10 protein-coding genes and 1 pseudogene are annotated in these 12,172 nt (G+C 60.4%); 8 read left to right on the forward strand and 3 right to left on the reverse strand.

Annotated elements, in window-relative coordinates; translation table 11 throughout:
• Positions 1-91: 91 nt before the first annotated feature.
• Positions 92-1,132, reverse strand: a complete 1,041-nt coding sequence (locus CKW15_RS23375; protein WP_095057486.1) for a low specificity L-threonine aldolase — start codon at positions 1,130-1,132, stop codon at positions 92-94.
• A 143-nt stretch (positions 1,133-1,275) separates the two neighbouring features.
• Here CKW15_RS23375 and CKW15_RS23380 point away from each other — a divergent pair, with 143 nt between their 5' ends.
• The 8 genes from CKW15_RS23380 to fdhA all read left to right on the forward strand — a co-directional run bounded on the left by CKW15_RS23380 (position 1,276) and on the right by fdhA (position 11,329).
• Positions 1,276-1,992, forward strand: a complete 717-nt coding sequence (locus tag CKW15_RS23380) for a TraX family protein (protein WP_256580308.1) — start codon at positions 1,276-1,278, stop codon at positions 1,990-1,992.
• 283 nt (positions 1,993-2,275) lie between these two features.
• Positions 2,276-3,529, forward strand: a complete 1,254-nt coding sequence (gene glyA, locus CKW15_RS23385; protein ID WP_053163070.1) for a serine hydroxymethyltransferase — start codon at positions 2,276-2,278, stop codon at positions 3,527-3,529.
• Between the two features lie 23 nt (positions 3,530-3,552).
• Positions 3,553-4,803: a sarcosine oxidase subunit beta gene (locus CKW15_RS23390; protein WP_007980419.1), complete on the forward strand. Its 1,251-nt coding sequence runs from the start codon at positions 3,553-3,555 to the stop codon at positions 4,801-4,803.
• A 15-nt stretch (positions 4,804-4,818) separates the two neighbouring features.
• Complete coding sequence (locus CKW15_RS23395) at positions 4,819-5,148, forward strand: sarcosine oxidase subunit delta (protein WP_095152734.1); 330 nt, start codon at positions 4,819-4,821, stop codon at positions 5,146-5,148.
• On the forward strand, positions 5,145-8,162 hold the full coding sequence (locus tag CKW15_RS23400) for a sarcosine oxidase subunit alpha (RefSeq protein ID WP_095057489.1): 3,018 nt from the start codon (positions 5,145-5,147) through the stop codon (positions 8,160-8,162). The genes CKW15_RS23395 and CKW15_RS23400 overlap by 4 nt, the downstream gene beginning before the upstream one ends.
• 142 nt (positions 8,163-8,304) lie before the next feature.
• A complete protein-coding gene (locus tag CKW15_RS23405; RefSeq protein WP_095057490.1) occupies positions 8,305-8,937 on the forward strand; it encodes a sarcosine oxidase subunit gamma in 633 nt (210 codons plus the stop codon).
• A gap of 133 nt (positions 8,938-9,070) precedes the next feature.
• Positions 9,071-9,928: a formyltetrahydrofolate deformylase gene (gene purU, locus CKW15_RS23410; protein ID WP_007981374.1), complete on the forward strand. Its 858-nt coding sequence runs from the start codon at positions 9,071-9,073 to the stop codon at positions 9,926-9,928.
• 201 nt (positions 9,929-10,129) lie between these two features.
• Complete coding sequence (gene fdhA, locus CKW15_RS23415) at positions 10,130-11,329, forward strand: formaldehyde dehydrogenase, glutathione-independent (protein ID WP_095057491.1); 1,200 nt, start codon at positions 10,130-10,132, stop codon at positions 11,327-11,329.
• A gap of 55 nt (positions 11,330-11,384) precedes the next feature.
• Here fdhA and CKW15_RS29185 read toward each other — a convergent pair whose 3' ends face one another.
• On the reverse strand, positions 11,385-11,960 hold the full coding sequence (locus CKW15_RS29185) for a hypothetical protein (RefSeq protein WP_371856318.1): 576 nt from the start codon (positions 11,958-11,960) through the stop codon (positions 11,385-11,387).
• A gap of 27 nt (positions 11,961-11,987) precedes the next feature.
• A pseudogene (locus CKW15_RS29190) lies at positions 11,988-12,071 on the reverse strand (hypothetical protein); the annotation flags it as partial.
• Positions 12,072-12,172: the final 101 nt, after the last annotated feature.

The following is a 12,172-nucleotide window of genomic DNA, read 5'->3' on the forward strand; positions in this document are numbered from 1 at the left end:
CTCTGTAGGAGCCGGCTTGCTGGCGATCCAGGCGACGCGGTGTCTGGTCGGCCGTCATCGCTGGCAAGCCAGCTCCTACAAAAGACGGGTGTCAGGCGGACATCACTTCACGAATATCTTTGGCCAATTCCCGCACCCGCTCTTCCTCGGTATCCCACGAGCACATGAAGCGTGCGCCGCCGTTGCCGATGAAGGTGTAGAAACGCCAGCCCTTGGCCGTCAGTGCGGCGATGGCCGGTTCCGACAGTTGCAGGAACACGCCGTTGGCCTGCACCGGGAACATCAGCTCTACGCCGGGAATGTCGCTGACCAGTTCGGCCAGCAGTTGCGCGCAATGGTTGGCGTGGTTGGCGTATTTGAGCCAGGCGTCGTTTTCCAGAATCCCGACCCACGGCGCCGACAGGAAGCGCATCTTCGAAGCCAGTTGCCCGGCCTGTTTGCAGCGATAGTCAAAGTCTTCCGCCAGCTTGTGGTTGAAGAACAGAATCGCCTCGCCCACCGCCATGCCGTTTTTCGTCCCGCCGAAGCACAACACGTCGACACCGGCCTTCCAGGTCAGGTCAGCCGGCGAGCAGCCGAGGAATGCGCAGGCGTTGGAGAAGCGTGCGCCGTCCATGTGCAGGTTCAGGCCCAGCTCTTTGCAGGTGACGCTGATGGCGCGGATTTCGTCCGGGGTGTAGACGCTACCGACTTCGGTGGCCTGGGTCAGGGTCACGACGCGGGGTTTCGGGTAGTGGATGTCCTGGCGCTTGAGCGCGACCTCGCGGATCGACTCCGGGGTCAGCTTGCCGTTTTCAGTGCGGGCGATCAGCAGTTTGGAGCCGTTGGAAAAGAATTCCGGGGCGCCGCATTCGTCGGTTTCGACGTGGGCGGTTTCCGAGCAGATCACGCTGTGGTAACTCTGGCACAGCGAAGACAGGGCCAGCGAGTTGGCGGCGGTGCCGTTGAAGGCGAAGAACACTTCGCAGTCGGTTTCGAACAGTTTGCGGAAATCGTCGGAGGCGCGGGCGGTCCACTCGTCGTCGCCGTAAGCGCGTTGATGGCCATGGTTGGCCTGTTCCATGGCCGCCCAGGCTTCAGGGCAGATGCCGGAATAGTTGTCGCTGGCGAATTGTTGGCTCTTATCGGTCATGGCCTGCTTCCGTAGTCGGAACGCCTATGGTGAAGCGTTCCGTGGTCAATGAGGGTGCGCACTTTACCCAAGATCGTCAGGAGCGCACACGGGATGTTGCTGTCGGGAAAATACACAATCGAAGGGCGATTATGCACGCGACTATGCACTTAAAGCAGCGCGACGGGGCACTGGATCTGCTCAAGTGGCTGGCGCTGTTGTGCATGGTGCTCGATCACCTGCGATATGTCGGCTTTAGCATCGATCTGTTGTATGTGCCGGGGCGTCTGGCGTTTCCGTGGTTTTGCCTGGCGATGGCAGCCAATCTGGCGCGCAAGCCTGCGGTGGTGAACGGCGGGCAATGGCGCTATCTGGGTTGGCTGTTGCTGTTCAGTGCGGTGAGTGAAATTCCTTACCGGATGTTTATTCCCAATCCGGACACGTTCAATGTGCTGCCGACGCTAACCCTTGGCCTGCTGGTGGCGCGGGGCTGGCAGCAACCGACCCTGCAATCGCGTCTGTTGGCGGTCGGCGCCTTGCTTTTGGCAGCGCTCTTTTCCCAGCGGGTGATGTTTGGTTTCTTCGGTGTTTTGTTGCCGCTGGTGTTGTTGTGGGTGATCCACCGTCCCTGGTACTTCGCGCTGATGGCGGGGCTAATCTGCCTGGCGTGCAATCAATGGCAGGTGCTGTATTTCTCCGTTCGACTGGGCAATGGCGTGGCGATGGCGGCGGTCGCCACGTGTCTGATTGCGCCATGGCTGGGGCTGTTCTTGTTGCGACATGCGAAGAACGTAAAAGCACCGCCGATGCGGCGCTGGGCGTATGCGTTGTATCCCGTGCATTTCCTGCTGTTGCTGGCACTGCGTCAGGCCATCGCATAACCCTGTAGGAGCTGGCTTGCCAGCGATTGTGGCGGGCCTGCCGATATCAATGCCGGATGTGCTGCCCCATCGCTGGCAAGCCAGCTCCTACAAGGGATCTGCGTTGAATTGATAGTTGTGTTCGGCCAGCCATTTCTTGCCATGTCGTAAACGCACCTTTGCGTGGCGCCCGTAGGCATTTGATCTCTCCAAGCCAGTCATACCATCGCTATCAAAGGGCACTGCCGAAACGCCGGTGCCTTACCGAGACGAATGGCGCACTGATGCCGCTGGGAGAGACGCGATGTTCAGCAAGCAAGACCAGATCCAGGGTTACGACGATGCACTGCTGGCGGCGATGAATGCCGAGGAGCAACGTCAGGAAGATCACATCGAGCTGATCGCGTCAGAGAACTACACCAGCAAGCGCGTCATGCAAGCGCAGGGCAGCGGCCTGACCAACAAGTACGCCGAAGGCTATCCGGGCAAGCGCTACTACGGTGGCTGCGAGCACGTCGACAAAGTCGAGGCGCTGGCCATCGAACGCGCCAAGCAACTGTTCGGCGCCGATTACGCCAACGTCCAGCCGCACTCCGGTTCTTCGGCCAACAGCGCCGTGTACCTGGCATTGCTGCAAGCTGGCGACACCATTCTGGGCATGAGCCTGGCCCACGGTGGTCACCTGACCCACGGCGCCAAAGTGTCGTCCTCGGGCAAGTTGTACAACGCCGTGCAGTACGGCATCGACACCAAGACCGGCCTCATCGATTACGACGAAGTTGAGCGCCTGGCCGTCGAGTGCAAGCCGAAGATGATCGTTGCCGGTTTCTCGGCTTATTCCAAGACTCTCGACTTCCCGCGTTTCCGCCAGATCGCCGACAAGGTGGGTGCGCTGCTGTTCGTCGACATGGCCCACGTGGCCGGTCTGGTTGCCGCCGGTCTGTACCCGAACCCGCTGCCTTACGCCGATGTGGTCACCACCACCACCCACAAGACCCTGCGCGGTCCACGGGGCGGCCTGATCCTGTGCAAGTCCAACGAAGAGATCGAGAAGAAACTCAACGCCGCAGTTTTCCCGGGCGCCCAGGGTGGCCCGCTGATGCATGTCATCGCCGGTAAAGCGGTGTGCTTCAAGGAAGCGCTGGAGCCTGGCTTCAAGACCTACCAACAACAAGTGATCGACAACGCCCAGGCCATGGCCGGCGTGTTTATCAAACGCGGCTACGATGTAGTGTCCGGCGGCACCGACAACCACCTGTTCCTGGTCAGCCTGATCCGTCAGGGCCTGACCGGCAAAGAGGCGGACGCAGCACTCGGTCGCGCCCACATCACTGTGAACAAGAACGCTGTCCCGAACGATCCACAGTCGCCGTTCGTGACCTCCGGCCTGCGCATCGGCACCCCGGCGGTGACCACCCGCGGCTTCAAGGTGGCCCAGTGCGTGGAACTGGCCGGCTGGATCTGCGACATCCTCGACAACCTCGGCGATGCCGATGTCGAGGCCAATGTTGCCCAGCAAGTGTCGGCACTGTGCGCGGACTTTCCGGTTTATCGCTGAGCGCGGTTTTGGAGTAAATGACTATGCAACGCTACTCAGGTTTCGGCCTCTTCAAACACTCCCTCAGCCACCATGAAAACTGGCAGCGCATGTGGCGCACGCCGACCCCGAAAAAGGTCTACGACGTGGTCATCGTTGGCGGTGGCGGACATGGTCTCGCCACGGCTTACTACCTGGCCAAGGAGCACGGCATCACCAACGTGGCCGTGGTCGAGAAAGGCTGGCTGGGCGGCGGCAACACCGCACGCAACACCACCATCGTTCGCTCCAACTACCTTTGGGACGAGTCGGCGCACTTGTACGAACACGCGATGAAACTGTGGGAAGGCCTGTCCCAGGACCTGAACTACAACGTGATGTTCTCCCAGCGCGGCGTCTACAACCTGTGCCACACCCTGCAGGACATCCGTGATTCCGAGCGTCGGGTCAGCGCCAACCGCCTCAACGGCGTGGATGGCGAACTGCTCGATGCCAAGCAGGTGGCCGACGAGATTCCGTACCTCGACTGCTCGAAAAACACTCGCTACCCGGTGATGGGCGCGACCGTCCAGCGTCGCGGCGGCGTGGCTCGTCACGATGCCGTGGCGTGGGGCTTTGCCCGTGCCGCCGACGCCCTCGGCGTGGACCTGATCCAGCAGACCGAAGTGATCGGCTTCCGCAAGGAAAACGGCGTGTGCATCGGCGTTGAAACCAACAAGGGCTTCATCGGCGCCAAGCGCGTCGGCGTCGTGACTGCCGGTAACTCCGGGCACATGGCCAAGCTCGCCGGTTTCCGCCTGCCGATCGAATCCCATCCGCTGCAAGCGCTGGTGTCCGAGCCGATCAAGCCGATTATCGACAGCGTGATCATGTCCAACGCGGTGCACGGCTACATCAGCCAGTCCGACAAGGGCGACCTGGTGATCGGCGCCGGTATCGACGGCTACAACGGCTACGGCCAGCGTGGTTCGTACCCGGTGATTGAGCACACCATCCAGGCCATCGTCGAGATGTTCCCGGTGCTGTCCCGCGTACGCATGAACCGTCAGTGGGGCGGCATCGTCGACACCACGCCGGATGCCTGCCCGATCATTTCGAAAACCCCGGTTCCGAACATGTTCTTCAACTGCGGTTGGGGCACCGGTGGCTTCAAGGCCACGCCTGGCTCGGGCAACGTATTTGCCGCGAGCCTGGCCAAGGGTGAAATGCACCCATTGGCCGCACCTTTCTCCATCGACCGTTTCCACAACGGTGCGTTGATCGATGAACACGGCGCTGCGGCCGTCGCCCACTAACAGGAGAAATTTCCTATGTTGCATATCTTCTGTCCTCACTGCGGCGAACTGCGCTCCGAAGAGGAATTCCACGCATCCGGCCAGGCGCACATCCCGCGTCCAATGGACCCGAATACCTGCACCGACGAGGAGTGGGGCGACTACATGTTTTTCCGCGATAACCCGTGCGGTCTGCACCACGAGCTGTGGGATCACGTCGCCGGTTGCCGCCAGTACTTCAACGTCACCCGCGACACCGTGACCTACGAGATTCTCGAAACCTACAAGATCGGCACCAAGCCACAATTCACCGACAAGACCGATAGCCCGAAAGCGGCCAGCACGGCTCTGGGAGAGAAGGTATGAGCCAGATCAATCGCCTGTCCAACGGCGGACGGATCGACCGCAACAAAGTCCTGACGTTCACCTTCAACGGCCAGAGCTACAAAGGCTTTGAAGGCGACTCGCTGGCCGCTGCTCTGATCGCCAACGGTGTCGACATCATCGGTCGCAGCTTCAAGTATTCCCGTCCCCGCGGCATCTTCGCAGCCGGCGCTGAAGAGCCGAACGCGGTGCTGCAGATCGGCGCCACCGAAGCCACGCAGATCCCGAACGTGCGCGCCACGCAACAGGCGCTGTATCAGGGCCTGGTCGCCACCAGCACCAACGGCTGGCCGAGCGTGAACAACGACATGATGGGGATTCTCGGCAAGGTCGGCGGCAAGCTGATGCCACCGGGTTTCTACTACAAAACCTTCATGTACCCGCAATCGTTCTGGATGACCTACGAGAAGTACATCCGCAAGGCTGCTGGCCTGGGCCGCTCGCCGACCGAGAACGATCCGGACACCTACGACTACATGAACCAGCACTGCGACGTGCTGATCGTTGGTGGTGGCCCGGCGGGTCTGGCCGCTGCTTTGGCGGCTGCACGCAGCGGTGCCCGTGTGATCCTGGCTGACGAACAGGAAGAGTTCGGCGGCAGCCTGCTCGACTCCCGCGAAAGCCTCGACGGCAAGCCTGCGATGGAGTGGGTGGCCGGTGTCATCGACGAACTGAAGAACACCCCGGACGTGCTGCTGTTGCCGCGCGCCACGGTCAACGGCTACCACGACCACAACTTCCTGACCATTCACGAGCGCCTGACCGACCACCTCGGTGACCGCGCACCGATTGGCCAGGTGCGTCAGCGCATTCACCGGGTCCGTGCCACTCGCGTGGTGCTGGCGACCGGCGCTCACGAGCGTCCATTGGTCTACGGCAACAACGACGTACCGGGCAACATGCTCGCCGGCGCCATCTCGACTTACGTGCGCCGTTACGGCGTGGCACCGGGCAAGAAACTGGTGCTGTCGACCAACAACGACCACGCCTACCGCGTGGCGCTGGATTGGCTCGATGCCAGCCTGCAAGTGGTGGCCATCGCCGACGCCCGCAGCAACCCGCGTGGTGCGCTGGTGGAAGAGGCTCGCGCCAAAGGCATCCGCATCCTCACCGGCAGCGCCGTGATCGAGGCCCGTGGCAGCAAGCACGTGACCGCTGCCCGCGTTGCCGCCATCGATGTGAAGGGACATAAAGTCACCAGCCCGGGCGAATGGCTCGACTGCGACGTGGTTGCCAGCTCCGGCGGTTATAGCCCGGTGGTTCACCTGGCTTCGCACTTGGGCGGCAAGCCGATCTGGCGCGAAGACATCCTCGGTTTCGTACCGGGTGAAGCGCCGCAGAAACGCGTGTGTGTCGGTGGCATCAACGGCGTTTACGGCCTTGGCGATTCGCTGGCCGATGGTTTTGAAGGCGGCGGTCGCGCTGCTGCCGAAGCCGGCTTCCAATCGGTTGAAGGCGTGTTGCCGAAAGCCCTGAGCCGTCTTGAAGAGCCGACGCTGGCGCTGTTCCAGGTGCCACACGAAAAGAACACCGCACGGGCACCGAAGCAATTCGTCGACCTGCAAAACGACGTCACCGCTGCCGCCATCGAACTGGCGACCCGCGAAGGCTTCGAGTCGGTCGAGCACGTCAAGCGCTACACCGCGCTGGGCTTCGGCACCGATCAGGGCAAGCTCGGCAACGTCAACGGCCTGGCCATCGCTGCCCGCTCGCTGAACGTGACCATCCCGCAGATGGGCACCACCATGTTCCGCCCGAACTACACGCCGGTGACGTTCGGCGCCGTGGCCGGTCGTCACTGTGGGCACATCTTCGAGCCGGTGCGTTACACCGCACTGCATCAATGGCACCTGAAAAACGGCGCCGAGTTTGAAGACGTCGGCCAGTGGAAACGTCCTTGGTACTTCCCGAAATCCGGTGAAGACCTGCACGCCGCGGTCAAGCGCGAATGCAAAGCCGTGCGCGACAGCGTCGGCCTGCTCGATGCTTCGACCCTGGGAAAGATCGACATCCAGGGCCCGGATGCGCGCGAGTTCCTCAACCGCGTCTACACCAACGCCTGGACCAAGCTCGATGTGGGCAAGGCGCGTTACGGCCTGATGTGCAAAGAAGACGGCATGGTCTTCGACGACGGTGTGACGGCTTGCCTGGCGGACAACCATTTCGTCATGACCACCACCACCGGCGGCGCGGCTCGCGTACTTCAGTGGCTGGAGCTGTACCACCAGACCGAATGGCCGGAAATGAAGGTGTACTTCACCTCCGTCACCGACCACTGGGCGACCATGACCCTGTCCGGGCCGAACAGCCGCAAGCTGCTCGCTGAAGTCACGGACATCGACCTGAGCAGCGAAGCTTTCCCGTTCATGACCTGGAAAGAAGGTCTGGTGGGTGGTGTGCCGGCGCGGGTATTCCGGATTTCGTTTACCGGTGAGCTGTCGTACGAAGTCAACGTGCAAGCCGACTATGCGATGGGTGTATTGGAGAAAATTGTTGATGCTGGCAAGAAGTACAACCTGGCGCCATATGGCACCGAAACCATGCACGTGCTGCGGGCCGAGAAGGGCTTCATCATCGTCGGTCAGGACACTGACAGCTCGATGACCCCGGACGACTTGAACATGGGCTGGTGCGTCGGTCGCACCAAACCGTTCTCGTGGATCGGCTGGCGCGGCATGAACCGTGAAGACTGCGTGCGTGATCAGCGCAAGCAACTGGTGGGCCTGAAGCCGATCGATCCGAACAAGTGGCTGCCGGAAGGTGCGCAACTGGTGTTCAACACCAAGCAAGCCATCCCGATGACCATGGTCGGTCACGTGACTTCCAGTTACCTGCACAACTCCCTGGGCTATTCGTTTGCCATGGGCGTGGTCAAGGGCGGGTTGCAGCGGATGGGCGAGCGCGTGTTCGCACCGCTGGCCGACGGCAGCGTGATCGAGGCGGAAATCGTGTCTTCGGTGTTCTTCGATCCGAAGGGCGAACGCCAGAACGTGTGATTGCCGGATGTCCGTAGGAGCCGGCTTGCTGGCGATGAACGATAACGCGGTGCATCTGATACACCGCGTCGTTTGGATCGCCAGCAAGCCGGCTCCTACAGGAGGCAACCGCACCATCAACAGAATTCAGGAAAGGTGCTTTATGACCGCAGCCAATGTTTACCAACAACGCCCAACCACCGGGGCCAAGGCCGAGTCGTCGTTGCATCACGCCGACCTCGCCAGCCTGGTGGGCAAGGGTCGCAAGAGCGCCGGTGTCGTCGTGCGCGAGAAGAAACTCCTCGGCCACCTGACCCTTCGTGGCGATGGTCACGATGCCGCATTCGCCGCTGGCGTGCTCAAGGCCCTGGGCATCGAACTGCCGGGTGCACTGAGCGTCATCGTCAAAGGCGAAACCAGCCTGCAATGGATGGGACCGGATGAGTGGCTGCTGATCGTGCCGACCGGTGAAGAACTGGCCGCCGAGCAAAAACTGCGCGCAGCGCTGGGTGATCTGCACATTGCAATCGTCAACGTCAGCGGCGGCCAGCAACTCCTCGAACTGAGCGGCCCTAACGTGCGCCAGGTATTGATGAAGTCCACCAGCTATGACGTGCACCCGAACAACTTTCCGGTGGGCAAAGCCGTCGGCACGGTGTTCGCCAAGTCGCAACTGATGATCCGTCACACCGCCGAAGACACCTGGGAACTGCTGATCCGCCGCAGCTTCTCGGATTACTGGTGGCTGTGGTTGCAGGATGCTTCTGCCGAGTACGGGCTGAGCGTTCAGGCTTGAGATTTATCGCCGGCAAGCCGGCTCCTACAGGATTGATGTCGGTCTTGAGAGCGACGTGAACCCCTGTAGGAGCTGGCTTGCCAGCGATCAACCGCGCAGCGGTTGCCATTCAACGAACAGGAGTCACCGCACTATGAGCCGCGCCCCAGACACATGGATCCTGACCGCCGACTGCCCCAGCGTGCTCGGCACGGTGGACGCGGTGACCCGCTTTCTGTTCGAGCAGGGCTGCTACGTCACCGAACACCATTCCTTCGATGACCGGCTCTCGGGCCGTTTCTTCATTCGTGTGGAATTCCGCCAGCCTGACGGTTTCGACGAGCAGTCCTTCCGCGCGGGCCTAGCCGAGCGCGGTGAAGCCTTCGGCATGATCTTCGAACTGACCGCGCCGAACTACCGGCCGAAAGTGGTGATCATGGTCTCCAAGGCCGATCACTGCCTCAACGACTTGCTCTATCGCCAGCGCATCGGCCAATTGTCGATGGACGTGGCTGCCGTGGTCTCCAACCACCCGGACCTCAAGCCGCTGGCCGACTGGCACCAGATTCCGTACTACCACTTCCCGCTGGACCCGAACGACAAGCCGTCGCAAGAGCGCCAGGTGTGGCAGGTGATCGAAGAGTCCGGCGCTGAACTGGTGATCCTTGCGCGCTACATGCAGGTCTTGTCGCCGGAGCTGTGCCGCAAGCTCGATGGTAAGGCGATCAACATTCACCACTCCCTGCTGCCCGGTTTCAAAGGCGCCAAGCCGTATCACCAGGCCTACAACAAGGGCGTGAAACTGGTGGGTGCTACCGCGCATTACATCAATAACGATCTCGACGAAGGGCCGATCATTGCCCAAGGCGTCGAGGCGGTGGATCACAGCCATTACCCCGAGGATCTGATTGCCAAGGGGCGGGATATCGAAGGGCTGACCCTGGCGAGAGCCGTTGGCTATCACATCGAAAGAAGGGTTTTCCTCAACGCGAATAGAACGGTCGTTCTTTAGATCGCTATCGCTGGCAAGCCAGCTCCTACAGGGGTTTGTGTCGTTCACAAATAGTGGGTTCGCTCCGAATCAATGTAGGAGCTGGCTTGCCAGCGATGAGGTCCTTAAAAGCAACACAAGAAACAGCATCTATACCCGAGCACTCAACGCGCTGCCTGCCTGGGCAACGCGGTTCCATAAAAACAACAGCGAGGTGAAAGCATGTCTGGCAATCGTGGTGTGGTGTATCTCGGCGCTGGCAAGGTCGAAGTACAGAAAATCGACTATCCGAAAATGCAGGACCCGCGCGGCAGGAAGATTGAACACGGTGTCATCCTGCGTGTGGTTTCCACCAATATCTGTGGCTCCGACCAGCACATGGTGCGCGGCCGTACCACGGCGCAAACCGGCCTGGTGCTGGGCCACGAGATCACCGGCGAAGTGATCGAGAAGGGCAGCGACGTCGAAAATCTGAAAATCGGCGACCTGGTATCCGTACCGTTCAACGTGGCTTGTGGGCGCTGCCGTTCCTGCAAGGAAATGCACACCGGCGTCTGCCTGAGTGTCAACCCGGCGCGTCCTGGCGGTGCTTACGGTTATGTCGACATGGGCGACTGGACCGGTGGCCAGGCCGAATACGCCTTGGTGCCCTACGCCGACTTCAACCTGCTGAAACTCCCGGACCGCGACCGGGCCATGGAGAAAATCCGCGACCTGACCTGCCTCTCCGACATCCTGCCGACCGGTTACCACGGCGCTGTGACCGCAGGCGTTGGCCCGGGCAGCACCGTGTACATCGCCGGCGCCGGTCCGGTTGGTCTCGCAGCCGCCGCTTCAGCTCGTTTGCTCGGCGCGGCGGTGGTGATCATCGGCGACGTCAACACCGTGCGCCTGGCTCACGCCAAGGCCCAGGGTTTTGAAATCGCTGACCTGTCCCTCGATACCCCGCTGCACGAACAAATCGCCGCGCTGCTCGGTGAACCGGAAGTGGATTGCGCCGTCGACGCCGTAGGCTTCGAAGCCCGCGGCCACGGCCACGACGGCGTCAAACACGAAGCCCCGGCCACCGTGCTCAACTCGCTGATGGGCGTAGTACGTGTCGCTGGCAAGATCGGCATCCCCGGCCTCTACGTCACCGAAGACCCGGGCGCCGTCGACGCTGCCGCGAAAATGGGCAGCCTGAGCATCCGCTTCGGCCTCGGCTGGGCCAAATCCCACAGCTTCCACACCGGCCAGACCCCGGTCATGAAGTACAACCGCCAGTTGATGCAGGCGATCATGTGGGACCGCATCAACATTGCTGAAGTGGTGGGTGTGCAGGTGATCAGCCTGGATCAGGCGCCGGAAGGTTATGGCGAGTTCGATGCGGGTGTGCCGAAGAAGTTTGTGATTGATCCGCATAAGTTGTTTAGTGCGGCGTAGTTAAACTAAAAAGGGCTACATCCATGTCGCCCTTTTTATTTTGTTATCGAATGAGTCAAAATGGAGCTTCGGAAGCTCTCGGCAGTATCGGTTTTCTCTGTTTTTCAAGCATTCTTATTGATATGGATTTGTAGGATATCTCACTCATAATAATTTCCATTTCATTGAGTTTGCGATGTGTTAACCCACCTTCTCCCATAGTTCTAAAACGGTAATGGTGCCCTGGCCGCATAGAGGTGAAGTTATTAACGTGCACCGCGAATACTTGAGGTGTGCCATTTGCTGTATAGCTTGCTGCTACTTCTGAGAAGTCGATGGCAGTTTGTTTGGTGGGGGCTACGTAGAACCCCTTTCCACCGCTTAGACCGCCCACACTATCCATATGCTTGGCGTCAATTCCTGCGATTAAACTGGCAGCGTTCTCTTTTGTCGAACCATGATATCCAATAAATGATGCTTTTTTGGAAACGGAAGCATCAAGAGCTTGTTCCTGGCGGGGTAAATAAGTGACTGAACGACGCCTCGAAACTGGAAGGGAACTAAATTGGCTTTCGATTTTTGTGCGCTTGATGGCTGTAGTGAGGTTTTTTGCAAGCAACCCCCAGCCACCGGCGTGTCCGGTGGGATCCAAGTAGTTAACAGGATCCCCCTCACAATACCCATACGCATTCAACCCTCCCTCCCCAAACGGACTCCAACTGTCCGGACTGTTAAACGTAAGCGCTCCATGAACCCCACCCATTCAAAATAGGCGCGCTTAGCGAGGCGATGTAAGTGAGCAGTTCCAAGGGATCAAGGCTTCGTAATCTTCAACTGAGATTACCTGTGGCAGCCATTCAAGTG

Source organism: Pseudomonas sp. Irchel s3b5 (assembly GCF_900187435.1).
Taxonomy (GTDB): domain Bacteria; phylum Pseudomonadota; class Gammaproteobacteria; order Pseudomonadales; family Pseudomonadaceae; genus Aquipseudomonas.

Coding starts and splice junctions, on each gene's coding strand:
- CKW15_RS23400 (WP_095057489.1), top strand. CDS start 5,145: ATGAGCCAGATCAATCGCCTGTCCAACGGCGGACGGATCGACCGCAAC.
- CKW15_RS23375 (WP_095057486.1), bottom strand. CDS start 1,132: ATGACCGATAAGAGCCAACAATTCGCCAGCGACAACTATTCCGGCATC.
- glyA (WP_053163070.1), top strand. CDS start 2,276: ATGTTCAGCAAGCAAGACCAGATCCAGGGTTACGACGATGCACTGCTG.
- CKW15_RS23380 (WP_256580308.1), top strand. CDS start 1,276: ATGCACTTAAAGCAGCGCGACGGGGCACTGGATCTGCTCAAGTGGCTG.
- CKW15_RS23405 (WP_095057490.1), top strand. CDS start 8,305: ATGACCGCAGCCAATGTTTACCAACAACGCCCAACCACCGGGGCCAAG.
- CKW15_RS23395 (WP_095152734.1), top strand. CDS start 4,819: ATGTTGCATATCTTCTGTCCTCACTGCGGCGAACTGCGCTCCGAAGAG.
- purU (WP_007981374.1), top strand. CDS start 9,071: ATGAGCCGCGCCCCAGACACATGGATCCTGACCGCCGACTGCCCCAGC.
- fdhA (WP_095057491.1), top strand. CDS start 10,130: ATGTCTGGCAATCGTGGTGTGGTGTATCTCGGCGCTGGCAAGGTCGAA.
- CKW15_RS23390 (WP_007980419.1), top strand. CDS start 3,553: ATGCAACGCTACTCAGGTTTCGGCCTCTTCAAACACTCCCTCAGCCAC.